We start from the raw sequence: 20923 nt of genomic DNA on the forward strand, positions 1-20923 counted from the left end.
ACGAACGGGACGGTCGTTCGATCTGCTCGAACGACCGTCCCGTTCGTCGCCGGGAACAAGCGCTAGGCGGCGGACGTCACCCGGTACACGTCGTACACGCCCTCGACGTTGCGGACCACGTTCAGCACGTGCCCGAGGTGCTTCGGGTCGCCCATCTCGAACGTGAACTTACTGATCGCCACCCGGTCGCCGGACGTCGTCACCGATGCCGACAGGATGTTGACCTTCTCGTCCGCGAGCGCCTTCGTCACGTCCGACAGCAACCGGTGCCGATCGAGCGCCTCGATCTGAATGGCCACCAGGAACACCGACGACGGGGACGGCGCCCACTTGACCTCGATGATCCGCTCCGACTGCTCCTGCAGGGAGCCGGCGTTGGTGCAATCGGTCCGGTGGACGCTGACCGCGCCGCCCCGGGTCACGAAGCCCATGATCTCGTCGCCGGGAACGGGTGTGCAGCACTTGGCGAGTTTGGCGACCGTGCCCTCCGCGCCGGGAACCAGCACACCCGCGTCGCCGGTGCTCCGCGGACGCATCGGCATGGTCGACGGGGTGGACCGCTCGGCCAGCTCCTCCTCGACGTCGCCGACCCCGCCCAGATGGGCCACCAGACGCTGGACGACGTGCTGCGCCGACACGTGACTCTCGCCGACCGCCGTATACAGCATCGACACGTCGGTGTAGTGCAGTTCGTGTGCGATGGACGCCATCGACTCGGCGTTCATCAGGCGCTGCAGCGGCAGGCCGACCCGCCGCACCTCCTTCGCGATAGCGTCCTTGCCCGCCTCGAGCGCCTCTTCGCGGCGTTCCTTGGCGAACCACTGCCGGATCTTCGTCTTGGCGCGCGGCGACACGGCGAACGTCTGCCAGTCGCGGCTCGGACCGGCGTTGACGGCCTTGGAGGTGAAGACCTCCACCACCTCGCCGTTCTCGAGCTTGCGTTCGAGCGCCACCAGCCTGCCGTTGACCCGGGCGCCGATACAGCGGTGCCCGACCTCCGTGTGCACCGCATACGCGAAGTCGACGGGCGTCGACCCGGCGGGCAGGGTCACCACGTCGCCCTTGGGGGTGAAGACGAAGATCTCCTTGACCGCGAGGTCGTAGCGCAGCGACTCCAGGAACTCACCCGGGTCGGCGGCCTCACGCTGCCAGTCGAGGAGCTGACGCATCCACGCCATGTCGTCGACCTCGGCGACGTCACCGGAGTGCCTGCCCTTGGTCTCCTTGTACCGCCAGTGCGCAGCGATGCCGAACTCCGCGGTCCGGTGCATGTCGTGGGTGCGGATCTGCACCTCGAGGGGTTTGCCCTCGGGTCCGACGACGGTGGTGTGCAGCGACTGGTAGACGCCGTAGCGCGGCTGCGCGATGTAGTCCTTGAACCGGCCGGCCATCGGCTGCCACAGCGAGTGGACGACACCGACGGCCGCGTAACAGTCGCGGACCTCGTCGCACAGGATCCGCACCCCGACCAGGTCGTGGATGTCGTCGAAGTCGCGGCCTTTGACGATCATCTTCTGGTAGATCGACCAGTAGTGCTTGGGCCTGCCCTCGACGACCGCGTTGATCCGCGACGCGGTCAGGGTCGCGTTGATCTCCGCGCGCACCTTCGCCAGGTAGGTGTCGCGGGACGGCGCCCGGTCGGCGACGAGCCGCACGATCTCGTCGTACTTCTTGGGATGGAGGATCGCGAAGGACAGGTCCTCGAGTTCCCATTTCACGGTGGCCATGCCGAGCCGGTGGGCCAGCGGCGCGATCACCTCGAGCGTTTCGCGGGCCTTGCGGGCCTGCTTCTCGGGTGGCAGGAACCGCATGGTCCGCATGTTGTGGAGCCGGTCGGCCACCTTGATCACCAGCACGCGCGGATCGCGGGCCATCGCGATGATCATCTTGCGGATGGTCTCGCCCTCGGCGGCGTTGCCGAGCACCACCTTGTCGAGTTTGGTGACGCCGTCGACGAGGTGCGCGACTTCTTCGCCGAACTCGTCGGTCAGCTGGTCGAGGGAGTAGCCGGTGTCTTCGACGGTGTCGTGGAGCAGGGCCGCGACCAGGGTGGTCGTGTCCATCCCCAGTTCGGCGAGGATGCTGGCGACGGCGAGCGGATGCGTGATGTACGGGTCGCCCGACTTGCGGCGCTGGCTGGCGTGCCGTTCCTCGGCAACGTCGTAGGCGCGCTGCAGGAGCGCCAGGTCCGCCTTGGGGTAGAGCTCGCGATGCAGACTGACGAGGGGTTCGAGAACCGGCCGGATGGTCGTGTTCCGCTGACCTGTGATGCGCCTGGCGAGTCGCGCTCGTACCCGGCGCGATGCGGACGCCGGAACGGCGAATCCCTGTGCTCCACGGTTGTTACCGGAAGCCGGGTTCGCTGCAGGTGACTCGGCATCGGATTGCGCAGACGCGGGTGTTCCCGTGTTCTGCGACCGATCAAGATTCGAAGTCATGCCGTCACCTCCTACCACTGAAATGGCTCGGGCTCTGGGGCCCTGGCTGGTCTCGGGCATGCGCCCCGGTGGCCGTGACGACCACCAGGCCCAACTTTAGTACTCAGACCGTGACGAGGGACGTGAGCGGGTACTTTCCGAGGCGCTCGCGGCCGCCCAGCGCGGCGATCTCCAGGACCACGGCGATGCCGATCACGCGGGCACCTGCGGATTCCACCAGCCGCGCCGTCGCGTCGAGGGTGCCGCCGGTGGCGAGGACGTCGTCGACGACGAGAACCGAACGCCCCTCCAGGCCGATCGATCCGTCCGGGATCTCCAGCGTGGCCGTTCCGTACTCGAGGGTGTACGACTGCGACAGCACGGGCGGCGGCAGTTTGCCCGACTTCCGCACGGCCACCACACCGGATCCCAGCTCCCGGGCCACGCCGCCGCCGAGGAGGAACCCCCGCGCGTCGACGGCGGCGATCACCTCCGCCGCCGGCGCGCACGCGGCCAGGGCGTCGACGACGACACGGAAACCGTCGGCGTCGGAGAAGACGGGCGTCAGATCGGCGAACCGCACGCCGGGTTGTGGGAAGTCGTCGGCCCACCGGGTGAGCCGGGTGACGGCGTCACGGGCCGCGGAATGATCGATCACCGGCGCAGAACCCACCTGTCCATGTTCCACGCGGCGCCCGAAACAGTCGGATTGACCGTTCCCGCCTGCAGACCCGACGCGAACGCGACGGTTCGCGGCTGGTCGAACAGCGGCACCGTCGGCACGTCCGACCACAGGATGTTCTCGACCTCCGTCGACAGCGACAGCTGGGTGGCGGTCGAGTCGTCGACGGCGAGCTGATCGACGATCCGGTCGACGCGACTGTTGCTGTAGTCGCCGAAGTTCGATCCGTTTCCACTGCGGAGGGCGTACATCGCGGTGGTGGCCGCGGCGGTGCCTGCCGCACCGGGGGCGGACGCCGTCCCCGCGAGCACCACGTCCACCTGCCCGCCGCGCAGCATCGACGGTGTGAACTCCGGCGAGGCGACGTCCTGCACGGTGATCCCGGCCGGGGCGCATGCCGCCGCGACCGCGGACACGATGTCGGCGCGCCGCGGGTTCGGGCCCAGGTATCCGATCCGGACGGTCGCCGACGTGTTGTCGGTGTCGGCGAGCGCGGCGGTGGCCGCCGCCGTGTCCGCCGTCTCGTACCGGCCGCCGACAGCGCCGGCCACCGACTGGTGGACGAGACTGTCGGGTGCGGTGACCCGCGTGCCGACCGGACCGCCGGAGCCGGCGCCGTCCGCGTCCGGTTCCGCGGCGAGCCCGAATTTCGTCGCCAGCTCGTCGCGGGGCAGGCAGGCCGCGAACGCCCGCCGTCCCGCCGCGTTCTCGAACAGCCCCGAGGTGGACAAGACGAACTGCTCGACGCTGCGGGAGGCCACCTCGGTCACCTCGAACCCGCCGAGGTCCAGATCCGGCGTCGATCCCGCGGCGACGTCGACGACCTCGACCGCACCGTCACCGATCCGCGCGCTGATGTCGGAAGACTTGGGCCACACCACGATCCGGGACGTGGCGGGACGGTTCCCCCACCAGCGGTCGTTGGCCACCAGCACCAGACCCTCGTCCGCGGAGAACGATTCGACCTTGTAGGGGCCGGATGCCGGGAACAGCGTGAGATCGAGGTCGCCCGGTGTCATCGTCCATCCGGAGTTCCAGAAGTCCGCGACGCGCGTGAGGGCCGCGGTGTCCGAATTCTGCACGGCGGACACGATGTCGGGGACACCGGTGGCAGTGGCGACGACGTGCGCCGGCATCATCGACGTCGCACCGAACAGCGACTTCCAGTCGGTGACGTTCCGTCCCGCCTTGAACGTGACGACGGCATCCTTCGCACCGGTCTGGCAGTCGATCCGGTCGATGTCCGTGTAGCCGGCGGTACTCGCCGCATCGAACATCGGGACGGTCGCGCCCTGGTCGTTCCGGCGGGTGAAGCGGCCGCTGTTCGCCGCCCAGGTGAGCACCAGGTCGTCGCAGGACATCGGGACGCCGTCGGAGTAGACGGAGTTGGGGTTCAGCTTGTACTGGATGGTGAGGGCGTCCCCGGGCATCGCGTTGGCGGTGCCGATGTCCGTGTCGGCCACCGGTCCGCCTTCGGGCCCGGTGTAGTTGAACCCGGGCAGGACCCGCGCGAACGCCTGACGCGCCCCCGACACCGCACCCGCGACGCTGTTCGCGTTGTAGGTGGTGACGGTGTTGTCGATGGCGTAGCCGATCGACGGGATCTGCTCGCCCTCCTCGGCGCATCCGACGAGGGTGCCTGCGAGGAGCACGGCCGTGAGGAGACCGGCACCCGACACGGCCGCCGTCCGGCCGCGTCGGGTGGGCGCACCGCGCCGGGTGCTGTGCGATGCGGGCATGTCAGTGCCTCTTCTTGTTGCGCTTCCCGGTGGGACGTGAGCCCGGAGCAGGTGCGGTCGACGCGGTTCGGGAACGCGGCACGGCCGCCTCCGGGGTGGATGCGGTCGCCGGCGCGCCGGCCTTCTGCGCTCCGCCTTCGGCCAGGGTCGCCCGTCGGGCGAGGACCTTCCGCGTGTGCGCGGCCACCGGACCCCACCGCTCCTTCAGGGTGACCAGCAACGGTGTCGCGAAGAAGATCGACGAGTACGCACCGACGATGATGCCGACGAGCTGCACCAGCGCCAGGTCCTTCAGCGTTCCGACACCGAGCATCCACACCGCGACCACCATCAGCGCGAGCACCGGCAGCACGCTGATCAGTGTGGTGTTGATGGAGCGCATCAACGTCTGGTTGACCGCGAGGTTCGCCTGCTCGGCGTACGTGCGTCGGGTCAGATGCAGAATTCCCCGGGTGTTCTCCTCGACCTTGTCGAACACCACCACCGAGTCGTAGAGCGAGAATCCGAGAATCGTCAACAGGCCGATGACGGTCGCCGGGGTCACCTCGAAGCCGACGAGCGAATACACACCGGCGGTGACGGCGATGTCGAAGAACAATGCGACGATCGCGGCGATCGCCATGTCGCGCTCGAACCGGACGGCGATGTACACGCTGACGATCACGAGGAACACAAGCAGCGCGATCAGCGCCTTCTGGGTGATCTGCCCGCCCCACGTCTCGCTGACGTCGGCGACGCTGATCACGTTCTCGTTGACGGTGCCGTCACTGTCCTTCGGCTGGAACTCGTCGTACAGCGCGTTCTGCAGCTTCACCACCTGGGCCGCGTCGAGCGCCTCCGAGCGGATCTGCACGGTCGCACTCGAACCCGAGCCGACGGTCTGCACCGAGACGGGGTCCATTCCCAGCGCGTCGGAGTAGACGTTCTCCACCTGTGTGGTGTCGACCCCGTCGCCCGCGGGGAACTGGATCCGCGATCCACCCTCGAAGTCGATACCGAGGGTGAATCCACGGACGAGGATGCTCAGCAGCGAGATCAGCACGATCGTGCCGGTCAGGATGTAGTAGAAGCGGCGGCGGCCGACCACCTCGAAGGCGCCGGTTCCGGTGTACAGCCGGGACAGCCAGCTGTGCCGGGGCATCGATGTCTGGTTGACGCCCGAATCGGACAGCGAAGACTCGGGGTCCGTCTGCGACGCAGACTTGGACGACGTGGTCGATTCGCTCATACTCGTGACTCCTTCGCCGACGCTGCGGCAGCCTTGCGTTCCTTGGCGATCTGCTGCACGGCACCCAGTCCGTTGACGCCCGGCCTCGACCAGAACGGCGACTTCGAGGCCAGGTGGACCAGCGGCCACGTCACCAGGAACACGACGACGACGTCGAGAATGGTGGTCAGGCCGAGGGTGAACGCGAACCCGCGCACCTGGCCGATCGCGAGGATGTACAGCACCGCGGCGGCGATGAAGCTGACCGCGTTACCGGACAGGATGGTCCTGCGCGCACGCGCCCAGCCGCGCGGAACCGCGGACCGGAAACTGCGTCCCTCTCTCATCTCGTCCTTGATTCTCTCGAAGAACACCACGAACGAGTCGGCCGTCATGCCGATGCCGATGATCAGACCGGCGATGCCGGCGAGATCGAGGGTGAAGTTGATGTACCGGCCGAGCAGCACCATGATCGCGTAGACCATCACACCGGACAGGACCAGGGACAGCGCCGTGAGCACTCCGAGCATGCGGTAGTAGAGCAGGCAGTAGAGCAGCACCAGGACCAGACCCACCAGACCGGCGATGAGACCGGCCTGCAGCGAGGCGAGACCCAGGGTCGCGGACACCGTCTCGGCCTCCGACGCCGCGAACGACAGCGGCAGCGAACCGTACTTCAGGGTGTTCGCGAGTTCCTTCGCGCTGTCCGCGGTGAACGAACCGGTGATCGACGTCGAACTGCCTGCGGGTGTCGCGCCCTGGACGACCGGCGCGCTCACCACCTTGGAGTCGAGTGTGAACGCGGCCTGCTTACCGATGTTCTGCGACGTGAACGTGGCCCAGGTGTTGCTGCCCTCGGACTTGAACGTCAGGCTCACCTCGTGCCGCGACTGCTGGGAGTTGTACCCGGACGTCGCGTCGGCGATCTCCTGGCCGTCGATGATCGCCGGTTCGAGCAGATACACGGCCTGACCGTCGGTGGAGCACGCAACCAGCGGCAGAGCCGGGTCGTCGTTGCCGCGCAACGGGTCGGGCACGCTGCAGTCGAGGGTCGCCATGGCCTGCTGCTGTACGGCGGGGTCGGTGCTCTGGCGCGTGGCCCGGGCGGCCGCGATCTCGTCAGCCGCCTCGGCGGTTTCGGTCCCGGACTCGTCGGTGGGCGCCGGTTCCGCCGTGGGGGCGGGCGCGGGTGACGTGGACGGGTCCTGTGCCGGGAACGGCCGGTTCTGCGGCGCGGGAGTCTCGGTTCCTGCGGGCGCCTGGGCCGGCGTCTCACCGGCGGCGGGCGCCTGCGTGCCTGGAGCGGCCGCGGCCTGCGACGTCTGGACGGGGCGGACGTACAACCGCGCCGTCTGGCCGAGCGACCGGGCCTGGGCGCTGTCGTCGCCGGGGACGGTAATGACCAGGTTGTCGCCGTCGATGACCACCTCGGAGCCGGACACGCCGAGTCCGTTCACACGGGTCTCGATGATCTCCTGCGCCTGCCGCAGGCTGTCCGGCGTCGGCTTGCTGCCGTCCGGGGTGCGCGCGGTGAGGGTGACTCGGGTCCCACCTTGCAGGTCGATGCCCAGCTTGGGTGTCGCGGACTTGTCGCCGGTGAAGAACACCAGGGCATACAGAACCGCCACGAGCACCGCGAAAACGGTGAGGTAGCGGACGGGATGCACCGATCCTGTGGAAGGTGCCACGATCTCTATGTCTCCTCAGTACGTGCAGTTCGGGTGGGAACGCTCACAGCGCACCGGACCAGGCGGACGCAGGGCTGTGCCCCGGTCACCGCGCCCGGGGCGCCTGCGACACGACGGTTGCGCGGGTGCCGCGCGGAAGCGTCGATCAATCCTTGTTCAGCCGCGGCGTGGTGTCGCCGCCGTTCTCACGATCCTCGCGCACGATGTCGGTGGCGGGGGCGTCGGCGTCGATCGACTCGTGGTCGATGGCACCGTCACCCTGCAGCGGGGCGTCGACGATCTGCTCGCGGACGACGAGACGCGACCACGTGGTGACCACGCCGGGAGCGATCTCGAGGTCGATCGTGTCGTCGCCGAGCGCGACGACGGTGCCGTGCAGACCGGCGGTCGTGAGGATACGGTCGCCCACCGAGAGCGAGTCCTGCAGAACGGTCACCTTGGCCGCCTCCTTCTTCTGCCGGCGGATCCCCAGGAACATCGGGACGAGCAGCGCCAGAATCAGGAGCGGGAAGAGAAAATCCATCTGTAAGTCAACCTCGAGGTATGTCGCACGGTCCGAAGCACTGGTCCCGGTTGGACCGATGCAATACACCAGTGTGCCATCACCGGCCCGGACACCGGTTCGGTCGGCACGAGGCGGGCGTTTCTCCGGGAGTCGATCAGGGGTCTTCCGGATCGAACAGGGAGGCCTGCGGTTCGTTGACGCGAACCTCGATTCCGCCGGTCACGGCGTCCGGCGGCGGGGTCAGGCCCAGTTGTATCCACGCGGCCGCGGTGGCGACACGGCCGCGGGGTGTGCGCGCGATCATTCCGGCGCGGACGAGGAACGGCTCACACACCTCCTCGACGGTGGCGGGCTCCTCACCCACCGCGACCGCCAGGGTGGACACCCCGACCGGGCCGCCGCCGAAGCTGCGCACCAGGGCGCTGAGGACGGAACGGTCGAGGCGGTCGAGTCCCAGCTGGTCGACGTCGTACACGGCGAGGGCGGCGTGCGCGATCTCGCGGGTGACGACGCCGTCCGCGCGGACCTCGGCGTAGTCGCGGACGCGGCGGAGCAGGCGGTTCGCGATGCGGGGTGTGCCCCGGGACCGGCTCGCGATCTCGGCGCCGGCCTCCTCGCCGAGTTGCACCCCGAGGATGCCCGCCGATCGCATGAGGATCTGCTGCAGCTCCGCCGGTTCGTAGAAGTCCATGTGGGCGGTGAACCCGAACCGGTCGCGCAGCGGCCCGGTGAGCGCCCCCGAGCGGGTGGTGGCCCCGACCAGGGTGAACGGCGCGACCTCCAGGGGTATGGAGGTGGCGCCGGGACCCTTGCCGACCACGACGTCGACCCGGAAGTCCTCCATCGCGAGGTAGAGCATCTCCTCCGCCGGACGGGCGATGCGGTGGATCTCGTCGATGAACAGCACGTCGCCCTCGACGAGATTGCTCAGCATGGCGGCCAGGTCGCCGGCGCGCTCGAGCGCCGGACCCGACGTCAGTCTCAGCGAGGAACCCAGTTCGGCGGCGATGATCATCGCCATGCTGGTCTTTCCCAGCCCGGGAGGTCCGGAGAGCAGGATGTGGTCGGGGGTGCCGCCGCGCATCTTGGCGCCGGTCAGGACGAGTTGCAACTGCTCCCGGACCCGCGGCTGCCCGATGAAATCGTGCAGGTTCTTCGGCCGCAGGCTGGCCTCGATGTCGCCGTCGCCGGCGACGAGATCGGCCGAGACCGGGGACTCGTCGTCGTAGTCGCCGCCGGGTTCCGGATTCATCTGGTCTTCCCGAGCAGGGACAGGGCGGAGCGCAGCGCGGACGAGGTGGTCGACTCGGGGGCCTCGGCGAGGACGGAGTCGGTGGCCTGTTCGGCCTGCTTGGCCGGGAAGCCGAGCCCGACGAGCGCCTCGACGATCTGATCGCGGATCGATCCGCCGCCGCCCGCGCCGAGCGGCACCGCCCCGGACGTGGACGCGACCGCGTCGACCTTGTCGCGCAGTTCGACGACCATCCGCTCGGCCCCGCGCTTGCCGATGCCGGGCACCCGGGTGAGTGCCGTGACGTTGCCCTCGGCGAGCGCGGCCCGCAACGCCTCGGGTTCGAGGACGGCGAGTGTCGCCATCGCCAGGCGTGGACCGACACCCGACACCGTCTGGAGCAGCCCGAACAACTCCTTGGACTCAGAGTCGGGGAACCCGTACAGCGTCATCGAGTCCTCGCGGACGATCATCGCCGTGACCAACCGGGCCTCGGTTCCCCGCTGCAGCCCGCCGAGGGTGGCCGGGGTCGCGTTCACGCGATATCCCACTCCCGCGGATTCGATCACCGCATGGTCGAGGGCGATCTCGAGCACCTCGCCGCGGACGGACGCGATCATCGTGTACCTGCCTTCTTCACTTCGGCCAGCCGGGCCTGGTAGCGACGTTTCTGTTCGGCGGCCGCGGCCTCGGCGCGGGCCATGCGTTCGATCATCGGCGCCCGCCAGCAATGGCAGATCGCCAGGGCCAGCGCGTCCGCGGCGTCGGCCGGTTTGGGCGCGGCCGCCAGCTTGAGGATGCGTGTCACCATCGCCGTCACCTGAGCTTTGTCGGCCGATCCGCTTCCGGTGACGGCCGCCTTGACCTCACTGGGGGTATGGAAACACACGCCGATGCCGCGACGCGCGGCGGCGAGGGCGACGACGCCGCCCGCCTGCGCGGTACCCATCGCGGTGCGCACGTTGTGCTGGGAGAACACCCGCTCGATCGCCACGACCTCCGGCCGGTGCAGATCGATCCACGATTCGGCGGCCTCGGAGATCCGCAGCAGTCGTGACGACAATTCGAGGTCTGCCGGGGTTCGGACCACGCCGACGGCCACCGGGGTGACGGTGCGGCCGTTGCCGCCGTCCACCACTCCGAATCCGCACCGGGTCAGACCGGGATCCACACCCAGCACACGCACGCAAAGCCACCTCTCCCACGCCGAACAGCTGTTCGATAGCTTAGCCGTGGGGTCGGACGTGGCGGCGCACCAACACGCAGGACGGCGCGGGGCGGGCGAGCACCGCTCCCCCGCCCCGCGCCGTGCGATCAGTCGTCGAGTTCGGCGAGCACCTCGTCGGAGAGGTCGACGTTGGTGTAGACGTTCTGCACGTCGTCGGACTCCTCGAGTGCGTCGACGAGCTTGAACACCTTGCGGGCCCCGTCCGCGTCGACCGGGACCTCGACGGATGCGCGGAAGTCGGCCTCGGCGGAGTCGTAGTCGATGCCCGCCTCCTGCAGAGCGCTGCGCACGGCCACGAGGTCGGTGGGCTCGCTCACGATCTCGAACGTCTCGCCCAGGTCGGTGACCTCTTCGGCGCCCGCGTCGAGGACCGCCATGAGCACGTCGTCCTCGGTCTGGTCGCCCTTCTCCAGGGTGACGACGCCCTTGCGGGCGAACAGGTAGGACACCGAACCCGGGTCGGCCATGTTTCCGCCGTTGCGGGTCATCGCGGTCCGCACCTCGCCGGCCGCACGGTTGCGGTTGTCGGTCAGACACTCGATGAGGACGGCGACGCCGTTGGGTCCGTAGCCCTCGTACATGATGGTCTGCCAGTCGGCGCCGCCCGCTTCTTCACCGGCGCCGCGCTTGCGGGCGCGCTCGATGTTGTCGTTGGGGACCGACGTCTTCTTGGCCTTCTGGATAGCGTCGTACAGGGTGGGATTTCCCGCAGGGTCGCCACCGCCGGTACGGGCCGCCACCTCGATGTTCTTGATCAGCTTCGCGAAGGCTTTGCCACGCTTGGCATCGATCACAGCCTTCTTGTGCTTGGTGGTGGCCCATTTGGAGTGGCCGCTCATGCGATTCAAGCCCCTTTCCTGCTGCTTTTGGCACGCCGACTGCGCGGTTTCAGCTTTGACGATGTTACCCGCAGCCCGGCCACCCCTGCGCTATCCCGGGGTAACAACTCGCAAAAGTCACCATTGTTTGCATAGAATGCAAACATGTTGATGCGAGTCGACCACAGCTCCGGCACCCCACTGGGCGAACAGATCGCCGCCAATGTGCGCGGCGCGTTCCTGCGCGGCGAGATCGGCGCGGGCGACCGGCTGCCCTCCGCCCGGGCACTGGCCGAGTCCATCGACGTCAACCTCCACACGGTGCTGCGCGCCTACGCCACCCTCCGCGACGAGGGGCTGATCGACCTCCGCCGGGGCCGGGGCGCGGTCGTCCGCGCCGACACAGACCCGATTCGTACCGGATTGACCGAAGCCGCACGCACTTTCGTCGCCGAGGCACGGCGCCTCGGACTCGACACCGAACAGATGCTCGACGTGATCAAGGAGACCACCGAACGATGACGACCTCCCGCACGCGCCTCCTCGCCGCGACCTCGGCGGTACCCCTCCTCGCCCTCGTGATCGCGAGACTCGCGTGGGGCGGCGATCTGCCGCCGGTGGTGGCCAGCCACTGGTCCGGCACCCGACCCGACGGTTTCAGCGACACGACCACCTACTTCTGGATCGCCCTCGCCGTCTGCGCAATCGCCGCGGGCACCGCCGGCGTCGCCGCGGCCCGGATCCGCACCGACGCCGCGCTCTGGCTCCCCGCCACCGTGTTCACCGGGTGGACGGTGGCCACGACGTGGATCGTCAGCGTCGCCGCCACCGTCCGTGCGGGCTCGCCCGGCGCGGCGACGCTGGGCTGGTGGATCGTGATCCCCCTGCTGGGAATCCTGTGGGCGGTCGCCACGTTCGTCCTGCTCCCCCGGCCGTCGCACGCCACGGAGAACGGCCCCGCGCCGACACTGCCCGTCCCCCTGGCGCCCGGCGAACGCGCGTCCTGGACCGGATACGCGCGCGGGCGCTGGGCGGGCGTGCTCGCTCTCGCCATGGCCGTCGCCGCGCTCGTGTCCGCGCTGGTGGGCGCACTCTGGCTCGCGGCGCTGTTCCTCGTCCTGGTGGTCGCCGGCGGCGCCTTCGCTTCCGTGACCGTGCAGGTCGACCGCACCGGGCTGAGCCTCGCGTCGTGGAACGTGCGCTGGCGGCACATCCCACTCGACGCGGTCGACGAGGCGCAGGTGACCGAGATCCGCCCCGGGGACTGGGGCGGCTGGGGATACCGCTTCTCACCGCGCGGAACCGCGGTGGTGATCCGCGGCGGCGAGGGCATCGTGGTGACCCGCGCCGGCGGCCGCCCGTTCGCCGTCACCGTCGACGGCGCCGCTCAGGGTGCGGCGCTCCTCAACTCGCTCGCCGCACCCCGTCCGGCGGGTTAGGGCGTGTCTCCCGATCCCTCTCGGGAGCGCCGAAACGGGGATCGGGGAAGGTGCCCTAGACCCCGCGGACGATGTCGACGAACAACTCGTGCACTCGCCGATCCCCCGTGACCTCCGGGTGGAACGACGTCGCCACCACGGAACCCTGCCGCACGGCCACGATGCGTCCGGCGGCCGCGCCACCCGACTCGGGCACCCGGGCGAGGACCTGGACCTCGTCGCCGACGCGCTCCACCCACGGGGCCCGGATGAACACGGCCCGCATCGGGTCGCCGACGATGCCCTCGAATTCGAGGTCGGACTCGAAGGAATCGACTTGACGGCCGAATGCGTTGCGGCGCACGGTCATGTCGATGGCGCCGAGGTGCTGGGCGTCGGGCCGGGTGTCGAGGATCTCGCTCGCGAGGAGGATCATCCCGGCGCACGACCCGTAGGCGGGCAACCCGTCGCGCAGGCGGGCCTTCAGCGGCTCGAGCAGTTCGAAGATCTGCAGCAGCTTGCTCATCGTCGTCGACTCACCGCCCGGGATCACCAGGCCGTCGATCTTCTCGAGCTCCTCCGGGCGACGGATGCCCACGGCGTCGGCGCCCGAATCATTCAGTGCAGCAAGGTGTTCACGGACGTCGCCCTGCAGGGCGAGCACTCCGACGAGGGGACGGGTCATGCCATGTTTCCTGTCTCGATGTCGCGCAGGTCCTGATCGCGCTGGATGCGGGTCAACCCCTCCTGCACCACGGCGGCGACCATGGTGCCGTTCCGGTCGAACATGCGGCCCTGGGTGAGGGCGCGGCCGAAGCCGGCGGAGGGTGAGGTCTGGTCGTAGAGCAGCCACTCGTCGGCGCGGAACGGGCGCAGGAACCACATGGCGTGGTCGAGCGACGCAGTCTGGGTGACCACTCCGGGGTGCGGGACCTTCGACGCGCCGAGGAGCGTCATGTCACTGAGGTAGGCGAGGGTGCAGATGTGGAAGACCCGATCGTCGGGCAGTGTGTTGCGGTAACGCATCCACACGCGTTGCTGCGCGGCGATTCCGGGAGTCTTCCTGGTGCAGTCGGCCGGAACGATACGGACGTCCCATTCCTTCCACTCCCGGTAGAGATCGGTGGCGGCCATCTCCTCGACGGTCTGTGCGTCGACGAGCTCTTCGGGCTCGGGGACCGACGGCATCGTGTCCTGGTGCTCGATGCCCTCGTCCTGCGAGTGGAACGAGGCCGACATGGTGAAGATCGCCTTGCCGTCCTGGATGCCCGTGACGCGCCGGGTGCAAAAGGACCGGCCGTCCCGGATCCGGTCGACCAGGTACACGGTGGGTTCCGCCGGATTTCCGGGGCGCAGAAAGTACCCGTGCAGGGAGTGCACCTCGAATCTCTCGTCGACGGTGCGGACGGCGGAGACGAGCGACTGACCGGCGACCTGCCCGCCGAACGTCCTCTTCAGCACGGACGGATGAACCGACCCGCGGAAGATGTCCTTCTCCAGCGCTTCGAGTTCGAGAATGTCCTCGATGCTCGCCATCCGCCCTCCTTCTGTGCCTGGTCAAGGTTATCCGCACGGTTCGGGCTCGAGGCACCATGGGTGCCATGACGATGTTCACACCGACGAGCCCGGACGGTCTCGTCGCACTCGTCACCGAGCGTTGTCTCGCGGTGGACGGCACCGCCGTCGTCGCGATCGATGCCCCCGACGCCGCGCAGCCGCTCCCCCTCTCGGACGCGATCTGCGCGTCGCTGCGCGAACAGGGCCGGCCCTGCGACGTCGTGTCCGTCCACGACTACGTCCGGCCCGCCTCCCTGCGGTTCGAGCACGGACGCGACGACGAACTCAGCTACCGCACGCTCTGGTTCGACTACGACGCACTGAACCGGGAGGTGGTGCGGTCGGTCCGCGCCGACCGCCGGTGGTTGCCGCGGCTGTGGGACGAGGCCGAGGATCGCTCCGCCCGCTGCGCCCGCGTGCCCGCCGCCGACGGGCAGGTGCTTCTCGTGACAGGCCCGATGCTGCTCGGCCGGGACCTCGACTTCGACGTCACCGTGCAACTCCACCTGAGTGAAGGGGCCCTGCGGCGCCGTACTCCGGACGATCAACGATGGACCGTGCCCGCACTGCTGCGCCGCGCCGCCGACGTCACCGGCGAACCCGACCTGCTGGTGCGGTACGACCATCCGCCGAAACCCGCGGTCCGAGCAGGCCGCTGAGCCGCTCACGTCGTGCGCAGGAACCGGGTCAGCCCTTCCTGCACCACGGCGGCGACCAGGTTCCCCTTCCGGTCGAAGATCCGTCCCTGCGCGAGAGCCCGGCCGAAGCCGGCGGCGGGCGACGTCTGGTCGTACAGCAGCCATTCGTCGGCCCGGAACGGGCGCAGGAACCACAGCGCGTGATCGAGTGAGGCACTGTCGATCTCGACACCGGGATGCGGGGTCATCGCGGAACCGATGAGCGTCATGTCGCTCATGTACGCCAGCGCGCAGACATGGAAGACGGGGTCGTCGGGCAGCGTCCTGCGGGACCGGAACCACGCCTGCTGCTGGGCGGCCGCACCGCGGATGCGGTCGACCTCGCCGTGTCCGACGATCCGGATGTCCCAGTCGGACCACTCCCGGGCCAGCCAGGCGATCTCCGGGTCGTCGGATTCGCCGGTGAACGGCAGATTGTCGGGCGGCGGGACCACGGGCATCTCGTCCTGGTGCTCGATGCCCACGTCGTCGACCTGGAAGGACGCCGACATCGTGAAGATGGCCTGGCCGTCCTGAACGGCGCTGACCCGCCGGGTGACGAACGAGCGGCCGTCCCGGATGCGGTCCACGAGGTACACGATCGGCATCGTGGGATTTCCGGGGCGGAGGAAGTATCCGTGCAGCGAATGCACCGCGAAGCGGGGGTCGACGGTGCGGACCGCCGCCACCAGCGCCTGACCGGCCACCTGCCCGCCGAAGGTGCGGGGAAGCATGGTCTCGGTCGCTATGCCCCGGAAGATGTTCTCCTCGAGGCGTTCCACTTCCAGGATCTCTTCGATCGTCGCCATCCACGGCCCCTTCCGATGCTCGTCCGCTGACACTCTCCCACGGTCCCGGGCACCGGTGCACCGCACCGCACGAGGTCCTGGTCGGGGCCTCGTGCGGTGCGGGCGAACTCAGTGCAGAGGGAGAGCGATCGATCACAGATCGATCGCGGAGGTCACCAGCCGCGCTCGGCGAGCCGGTGCGGGACGGGGATGTCGTCGACGTTGATGCCGACCATCGCCTCGCCCAGCCCGCGGGAAACCTTCGCGAGGACGTCCGGGTCGTCGAAGAACGTGGTCGCCTTGACGATCGCCGCGGCGCGCTCGGCCGGGTTGCCCGACTTGAAGATGCCGGAACCGACGAACACACCCTCCGCGCCGAGCTGCATCATCATCGCCGCGTCCGCCGGGGTGGCGATGCCGCCGGCGGTGAACATGGTGACCGGCAGCTTACCGGCCTTGGCGACCTCGACGACCAGGTCGTACGGGGCCTGCAGCTCCTTGGCCGCCACGTACAGCTCGTCCTCGCTCAGCGACGTCAGCCTGCGGATCTCCCCGCCGATGGTGCGCATGTGGGTGGTCGCGTTGGACACGTCCCCGGTGCCGGCCTCACCCTTCGAGCGGATCATCGCCGCACCCTCGGTGATCCGGCGCAGCGCCTCACCAAGGTTCGTGGCACCACAGACGAACGGAACGGTGAACTTCCACTTGTCGATGTGGTTGGCGTAATCGGCGGGCGTCAGGACCTCGGACTCGTCGATGTAGTCGACACCGAGCGACTGCAGGATCTGCGCCTCGACGAAGTGCCCGATCCGGGCCTTGGCCATCACCGGGATCGACACGGCGGAGATGATGCCGTCGATCATGTCCGGGTCGCTCATCCGGGACACGCCGCCCTGGGCGCGGATGTCCGCGGGCACCCGCTCGAGTGCCATCACCGCGACGGCACCGGCGTCCTCGGCGATCTTCGCCTGGTCGGGGGTGACGACGTCCATGATGACCCCGCCCTTCAACATCTCGGCCATGCCGCGCTTGACGCGCGCCGTACCGGTGGTGGGGGTGGTGTCGGGGGTGCTCACAGCGAACTCCTGAGGTGTGGCGTGGATTGATTGCGATAGCGGCATGCGTGAGCGACGACGTTCACGCTGCAGTACTTGATTCTAGGACGAACGCCAGTCCACTTCCGTAGCCAGTCCGCGATTGCTGGCTTTCTCCGGACCTGCGGGCGGCTCAGGTGATCGCGCGCACCTCGGGGTCGTCGGCGGCAACGGCGACCGCTTCGGCCTCGTCGAGGAGATCCGCGAGGTCGTGCGGGTACACGGCTTCGCCCGCCGCCGCCAGTTCCCGTACCGTGTCCGCGGTGCACCACCGGTGACCGGTGATGGTGCGGCTCTCGAGTTCGGTGAAGCCGCCGTGATGCGGCTCGAACCCGTCGGTGCGCAACGCGAAGAACAGCTCCTCGGACCGGATGAGCTGCCCGTTCCAGGAGAAGATCGCCACCCGACGCCACATCGGTCCGCGCAGCGACTCGGGTGATGCGGTGTGCCCGGTCTCCTCGGCGATCTCCCGGACCGCCGCCGCCCGCAGGTTCTCGCCCTTCTCGACGGCGCCGCCGATCGTGAACCAGTAGTAGATGTCGGGGACGGTGGGGTCGTGGCCCCGCAGCAGCAGCACCCGGCCGTCACCGTCGAGCAGCACCACCCGGGCCGACGTCCGGACCGAGTCGAGGGACAGACCCTCGGTGACCGCGGCGGCGGACGAACGTTCGGTGATCTCGAAGTACGTCGGCAGCGGGGCCGTGCCCCCGAGGTGCAGCCATCGGACGGGCCGCCGGGTGCGTAGGGCGAGCGTGTCGCGGACGGCGTCGTTGTGGAATCGGCGGGCGATCAGCACCCGCGCCTCGGCGTCGGCGAGTTCCGCCACCAACTGGGGGCGCAGGGTGTCCGGGTCGAGCGACGAGAGTGCGCTGGACAACGCGTTCTCGGCGATCTCCCGGTCGGCCCGGTCCGCTCGTTCGGCCCTGGCCGCCAACGCGGCCAGCGACCTGCCCTCGGGTGGGTCCATCGCCGCGGCCGCCGCACGGACGACCACCGCCCGGCGGGCGAGGGCAGCGTCGAGGGCCTGCCAGGACAGGTCGGAGCGGACGTGCAGGCGGTCGAGGCGGTTGGCCGTGCCGTACGCCCACAGGCCGATCGCGAGGACGACGGCCGCGACCAGCGCGAGAACCAGGATCGTGAGGGCGGAGAGCGTCACGAGCCGACCTCCCGCACGCCGTCGCGGCCGACGGTGACCGTCTCGTAGACACGCAGGATCTGCTCGGCCACCACCGGCCAGTCGTATTCGGTGACCACTGTGCGGCCGACGTCGGTGAGCGCGGCGCTGCGCTCGGGGTCGCCGAGCACCGAGTCGATCCCGGCGGCGAGCGCCGCCGCATCCCCCACCGGCACCAGCACGCCCGCCTGCCCGTCCCGCAGGACCCGGCGGAATGCGTCCAGTTCGCTCGCCACGACGGCGGCTCCGGCGGCCATCGCCTCCACCAGCACGATGCCGAAGCTCTCACCGCCGAGGTTGGGGGCGCAGTACACGTCGGCGCTCCGCAGCGCCGACGCCTTCTCGGCGTCGTCGACCTGGCCGAGCAGACGCAGATGCCCGAACACCGGGCCCGCCTCGCGGCGCAACTTGTCCTCGTCGCCGCGGCCGACCACCAGCACCTCGAGATCGGGATACTTCTCCACCAGCGTGGGCAGCGCCTTCAGGAGCACGGCCATGCCCTTGCGGGGCTCGTCGTAGCGGCCGAGGAAGAGGATGGTCTTGCCGGGGCGCGGATAGCCGGGCAGCGGTTCGGCGTGCGCGAACGCCGGGACGTCGACGCCGTTCGGGATTTCGACGGCGTCGGAGCCGAGCGATTCCACCTGCCAGCGCCGCGCGAGTTCCGATACCGCGATGCGCCCGCTGATCTTCTCCAGGTACGGCTGGAGCACACCCTGAAACGTGCTCAGCACCAACGACTTCGTGGTCGAGGTGTGGAACGTCGCCACGATGGGCCCCTCCGCCACCCGCATGGCGAGCATCGACAGGCTCGGCGCGTTGGGCTCGTGGATGTGCAGGACGTCGAAGTCGTTGTCCGAGATCCAGCGCCGGACCCGGGCACTCGCGGCGGGGCCGAAACTCAGCCGGGCCACCGAACCGTTGTAGGGAATCGCGAGGGCGCGTCCCGCCGACACGACGAAACCGGGCAGGTCGACGTCGTCGGACGCCGGCGCCAGGACGCTCACCTTGTGCCCGCGCTCGATCAGGACCTCCGCGAGGTCGACGACGTGGGCTTGCACTCCGCCCGGGACGTCGAACGAGTACGGGCAGACCATGCCGATCTTCACGAGTTCTCCATACGGGAGAGCCTCGCCTGCGACAGGTCGGACAGCCACAGCGGCTGAAGCATGTGCCAGTCCTCGGGATGTGCGGCGATGTTGGCCTCGAACCGGTCCGCCAGGACCTGGGTCGCCGCGGCCACGCCCGCGGTCGTGTCGATCGGCGGGTCGATGCGGAAACCCCACCCGCTGTCGGTGAACCAGCAGTGCACCGGCAGCAGCGGCGCACCGGTGTCGATCGCCAGCTTGGCGGGACCGGCGGGCATGCGGGTCGGTTCCCCGAAGAACGTCACCGGGACCCCCTTCTTCGCCAGGTCGCGTTCACCGAGGAGACACACGATGCCGTTGTCCCGCAGCCGCTCCGACAGTTCCACGAACGGGGGGTGCTCACCGCCGCTGAGCGGGAAGATCTCGAAGCCGAGGCCTTCGCGGTAGTCGACGAACCGCTGGTACAGCGATTCGGGTTTCAGCCGTTCGGCGACCGTGGACAGGCCACCCCAGTGCTGGGCGCACCACACACCGGCCATGTCCCAGTTGCCGCTGTGCGGAAGTGCGAGAATCGCGCCCCGGCCGGCTTCCTTCGCGGCGTCGAGGTGCTTCTGTCCCTCGATCAGCTCGTCGAGGGCGGCGCCGGTCTTCACCAGGTCCATCGACGGCAGCCGGAACGCCTCCCGCCAGTACCGTGCGTAGGACCGCATCGACGCCCGCATCAGCGCATCGGGCACCTCGGCGGGGGTCACCCCCAGCACCCGGGCGAGGTTGCGGCGCAACTGGTCCGGGCCGCCGTTCCGGACGGCGAAGTCGGCTCCCCTGTCGAACAGGGTGACCGCGGCCTTCTCGGGCAGGGCACGCACCAGCCGCCAGCCTGCCGCGTACCCCAGGTCGCTGAGGCGTTCGGACACGCCGCTCACTGCGCGGTCGCCTGTCCGTCTTCCGGCGTCGGATCTGCGGGCGGCAGGGGCAGCACGTCCCGCGCCCCCGGCGACCGGCGGACCGCCAGAACCCGCTGGAACACGGTGATCACGCTGCCCGCCGACAGCAACCACATCGCGACGTGCACGGCCCACGGCACTCCGAGCCCGGTGACGCCGGCGCCGACGAGCACGATGATCAGCCGATCGGGCCGTTCGATGAGGCCGCCGTCGGCGGACAGTCCGCTCGCCTCGGCGCGCGCCTTGGCGTACGAGATCACCTGCGACGTGACGAGGCACAGCAGCGTCGCGATCAGCAGCGGCTTGCTGTTCTCGTGGTAGACGGCCCACCAGGCGAGGCCGGCGAAGATCGCGCCGTCGGCCACCCGGTCGCAGGTGGCGTCGAGCACGGCGCCGTACCTGGTCCCGCCGCCCCGCGCGCGTGCCATCGCGCCGTCCAGCATGTCGAACATCACGAACAGCCAGATGAACATCGCTCCCCAGAACAGATGTCCGCTGGGAAACAGTGTGACCGCACCCGCCACGGTCGCGACGGTGCCGATGACGGTGACGGAATCGGGGGTGAGCCCGGTCTTGACCAGGGCCTTCCCCAGCGGCGCCGTCACCTTGGACACCGATGCCCGCCCGAAGAAGCTCAGCACCTCTCCACCCCGTTCTTCACTTCCCGACAG

General features: G+C 69.4%; 21 protein-coding genes. 3 read left to right on the forward strand and 18 right to left on the reverse strand.

Annotation, left to right across the window (positions count from 1 at the left end):
- Nucleotides 1-62: 62 nt before the first annotated feature.
- The 10 genes from BLV94_RS10000 to BLV94_RS10045 form a co-directional block, all read right to left on the reverse strand.
- The gene (locus BLV94_RS10000) at nt 63-2438 is read right to left on the reverse strand and encodes a RelA/SpoT family protein (RefSeq protein ID WP_072942231.1); all 2376 of its coding nucleotides are present in this window, start codon (nt 2436-2438) and stop codon (nt 63-65) included.
- A gap of 103 nt (nt 2439-2541) precedes the next feature.
- On the reverse strand, nt 2542-3075 hold the full coding sequence (locus tag BLV94_RS10005; protein WP_072942453.1) for an adenine phosphoribosyltransferase: 534 nt from the start codon (nt 3073-3075) through the stop codon (nt 2542-2544).
- Nucleotides 3072-4838: an ABC transporter substrate-binding protein gene (locus BLV94_RS10010; protein WP_072942233.1), complete on the reverse strand. Its 1767-nt coding sequence runs from the start codon at nt 4836-4838 to the stop codon at nt 3072-3074. The genes BLV94_RS10005 and BLV94_RS10010 overlap by 4 nt, the downstream gene beginning before the upstream one ends.
- Before the next feature lies 1 nt (nt 4839).
- Nucleotides 4840-6066 carry a protein translocase subunit SecF gene (gene secF, locus BLV94_RS10015; RefSeq protein ID WP_072942236.1) on the reverse strand — a complete coding sequence of 409 codons (1227 nt, stop codon included), beginning with the start codon at nt 6064-6066 and terminating at the stop codon, nt 4840-4842.
- Complete coding sequence (gene secD, locus BLV94_RS10020; protein WP_072942238.1) at nt 6063-7733, reverse strand: protein translocase subunit SecD; 1671 nt, start codon at nt 7731-7733, stop codon at nt 6063-6065. The genes secF and secD overlap by 4 nt, the downstream gene beginning before the upstream one ends.
- Nucleotides 7734-7878: 145 nt before the next feature.
- Nucleotides 7879-8256, reverse strand: coding sequence for a preprotein translocase subunit YajC (yajC, locus tag BLV94_RS10025; protein ID WP_072942240.1), 378 nt, complete (start codon nt 8254-8256; stop codon nt 7879-7881).
- A gap of 136 nt (nt 8257-8392) precedes the next feature.
- The gene (ruvB, locus tag BLV94_RS10030; protein ID WP_072942242.1) at nt 8393-9490 is read right to left on the reverse strand and encodes a Holliday junction branch migration DNA helicase RuvB; all 1098 of its coding nucleotides are present in this window, start codon (nt 9488-9490) and stop codon (nt 8393-8395) included.
- Nucleotides 9487-10089 carry a Holliday junction branch migration protein RuvA gene (gene ruvA, locus BLV94_RS10035; protein WP_072942244.1) on the reverse strand — a complete coding sequence of 201 codons (603 nt, stop codon included), beginning with the start codon at nt 10087-10089 and terminating at the stop codon, nt 9487-9489. Before ruvA ends, ruvB begins: the two co-directional genes overlap by 4 nt.
- Nucleotides 10086-10655: a crossover junction endodeoxyribonuclease RuvC gene (gene ruvC / locus BLV94_RS10040; protein ID WP_072942246.1), complete on the reverse strand. Its 570-nt coding sequence runs from the start codon at nt 10653-10655 to the stop codon at nt 10086-10088. Before ruvC ends, ruvA begins: the two co-directional genes overlap by 4 nt.
- 128 nt (nt 10656-10783) lie before the next feature.
- The gene (locus tag BLV94_RS10045) at nt 10784-11536 is read right to left on the reverse strand and encodes a YebC/PmpR family DNA-binding transcriptional regulator (protein ID WP_072942248.1); all 753 of its coding nucleotides are present in this window, start codon (nt 11534-11536) and stop codon (nt 10784-10786) included.
- Nucleotides 11537-11680: 144 nt separating this feature from the next.
- Here BLV94_RS10045 and BLV94_RS10050 point away from each other — a divergent pair, with 144 nt between their 5' ends.
- Nucleotides 11681-12037 (forward strand): GntR family transcriptional regulator, encoded by a 357-nt coding sequence (locus BLV94_RS10050; protein ID WP_072942254.1) that lies wholly within the window; start codon nt 11681-11683, stop codon nt 12035-12037.
- Nucleotides 12034-12954 (forward strand): hypothetical protein, encoded by a 921-nt coding sequence (locus BLV94_RS10055; protein WP_072942256.1) that lies wholly within the window; start codon nt 12034-12036, stop codon nt 12952-12954. The genes BLV94_RS10050 and BLV94_RS10055 overlap by 4 nt, the downstream gene beginning before the upstream one ends.
- A gap of 55 nt (nt 12955-13009) precedes the next feature.
- Here the strand turns inward: BLV94_RS10055 and pdxT are convergent, their stop codons facing one another.
- Nucleotides 13010-13618 (reverse strand): pyridoxal 5'-phosphate synthase glutaminase subunit PdxT, encoded by a 609-nt coding sequence (gene pdxT / locus BLV94_RS10060; RefSeq protein ID WP_072942257.1) that lies wholly within the window; start codon nt 13616-13618, stop codon nt 13010-13012.
- Nucleotides 13615-14469 carry an acyl-CoA thioesterase gene (locus BLV94_RS10065; RefSeq protein ID WP_072942259.1) on the reverse strand — a complete coding sequence of 285 codons (855 nt, stop codon included), beginning with the start codon at nt 14467-14469 and terminating at the stop codon, nt 13615-13617. The genes pdxT and BLV94_RS10065 overlap by 4 nt, the downstream gene beginning before the upstream one ends.
- A 56-nt stretch (nt 14470-14525) precedes the next feature.
- Between BLV94_RS10065 and BLV94_RS10070 the strand changes: the two genes are divergently transcribed.
- Nucleotides 14526-15149 carry a nucleoside/nucleotide kinase family protein gene (locus BLV94_RS10070; protein WP_072942260.1) on the forward strand — a complete coding sequence of 208 codons (624 nt, stop codon included), beginning with the start codon at nt 14526-14528 and terminating at the stop codon, nt 15147-15149.
- A 5-nt stretch (nt 15150-15154) separates the two neighbouring features.
- Here BLV94_RS10070 and BLV94_RS10075 read toward each other — a convergent pair whose 3' ends face one another.
- The 6 genes from BLV94_RS10075 to pgsA all read right to left on the reverse strand — a co-directional run bounded on the left by BLV94_RS10075 (nt 15155) and on the right by pgsA (nt 20893).
- Complete coding sequence (locus tag BLV94_RS10075; protein ID WP_072942262.1) at nt 15155-15976, reverse strand: acyl-CoA thioesterase; 822 nt, start codon at nt 15974-15976, stop codon at nt 15155-15157.
- A 152-nt stretch (nt 15977-16128) separates the two neighbouring features.
- Nucleotides 16129-17031 (reverse strand): pyridoxal 5'-phosphate synthase lyase subunit PdxS, encoded by a 903-nt coding sequence (gene pdxS / locus BLV94_RS10080; protein WP_015890540.1) that lies wholly within the window; start codon nt 17029-17031, stop codon nt 16129-16131.
- A gap of 151 nt (nt 17032-17182) precedes the next feature.
- Complete coding sequence (locus BLV94_RS10085) at nt 17183-18205, reverse strand: NUDIX hydrolase (RefSeq protein ID WP_072942263.1); 1023 nt, start codon at nt 18203-18205, stop codon at nt 17183-17185.
- On the reverse strand, nt 18202-19329 hold the full coding sequence (locus BLV94_RS10090) for a glycosyltransferase family 4 protein (RefSeq protein WP_072942265.1): 1128 nt from the start codon (nt 19327-19329) through the stop codon (nt 18202-18204). Before BLV94_RS10090 ends, BLV94_RS10085 begins: the two co-directional genes overlap by 4 nt.
- Entirely contained in the window at nt 19326-20231 is a 906-nt protein-coding gene (locus tag BLV94_RS10095) for a phosphatidylinositol mannoside acyltransferase (RefSeq protein WP_072942266.1), read from the reverse strand. The genes BLV94_RS10090 and BLV94_RS10095 overlap by 4 nt, the downstream gene beginning before the upstream one ends.
- The gene (pgsA, locus tag BLV94_RS10100) at nt 20228-20893 is read right to left on the reverse strand and encodes a phosphatidylinositol phosphate synthase (protein ID WP_072942268.1); all 666 of its coding nucleotides are present in this window, start codon (nt 20891-20893) and stop codon (nt 20228-20230) included. Before pgsA ends, BLV94_RS10095 begins: the two co-directional genes overlap by 4 nt.
- Between the last annotated feature and the right edge of the window lie 30 nt (nt 20894-20923).

It is taken from the genome of Rhodococcus koreensis (assembly GCF_900105905.1).
Lineage (GTDB): Bacteria > Actinomycetota > Actinomycetes > Mycobacteriales > Mycobacteriaceae > Rhodococcus_F > Rhodococcus_F koreensis.

Bases quoted from the DNA above. Each gene is read 5' to 3' on its own strand.
- BLV94_RS10000 (WP_072942231.1), bottom strand. From the start codon at position 2,438: ATGACTTCGAATCTTGATCGGTCGCAGAACACGGGAACACCCGCGTCT.
- BLV94_RS10010 (WP_072942233.1), bottom strand. From the start codon at position 4,838: ATGCCCGCATCGCACAGCACCCGGCGCGGTGCGCCCACCCGACGCGGC.
- secF (WP_072942236.1), bottom strand. From the start codon at position 6,066: ATGAGCGAATCGACCACGTCGTCCAAGTCTGCGTCGCAGACGGACCCC.
- yajC (WP_072942240.1), bottom strand. From the start codon at position 8,256: ATGGATTTTCTCTTCCCGCTCCTGATTCTGGCGCTGCTCGTCCCGATG.
- ruvB (WP_072942242.1), bottom strand. From the start codon at position 9,490: ATGAATCCGGAACCCGGCGGCGACTACGACGACGAGTCCCCGGTCTCG.
- ruvA (WP_072942244.1), bottom strand. From the start codon at position 10,089: ATGATCGCGTCCGTCCGCGGCGAGGTGCTCGAGATCGCCCTCGACCAT.
- BLV94_RS10045 (WP_072942248.1), bottom strand. From the start codon at position 11,536: ATGAGCGGCCACTCCAAATGGGCCACCACCAAGCACAAGAAGGCTGTG.
- BLV94_RS10050 (WP_072942254.1), top strand. From the start codon at position 11,681: ATGTTGATGCGAGTCGACCACAGCTCCGGCACCCCACTGGGCGAACAG.
- BLV94_RS10055 (WP_072942256.1), top strand. From the start codon at position 12,034: ATGACGACCTCCCGCACGCGCCTCCTCGCCGCGACCTCGGCGGTACCC.
- pdxT (WP_072942257.1), bottom strand. From the start codon at position 13,618: ATGACCCGTCCCCTCGTCGGAGTGCTCGCCCTGCAGGGCGACGTCCGT.
- BLV94_RS10065 (WP_072942259.1), bottom strand. From the start codon at position 14,469: ATGGCGAGCATCGAGGACATTCTCGAACTCGAAGCGCTGGAGAAGGAC.
- BLV94_RS10070 (WP_072942260.1), top strand. From the start codon at position 14,526: ATGGGTGCCATGACGATGTTCACACCGACGAGCCCGGACGGTCTCGTC.
- BLV94_RS10075 (WP_072942262.1), bottom strand. From the start codon at position 15,976: ATGGCGACGATCGAAGAGATCCTGGAAGTGGAACGCCTCGAGGAGAAC.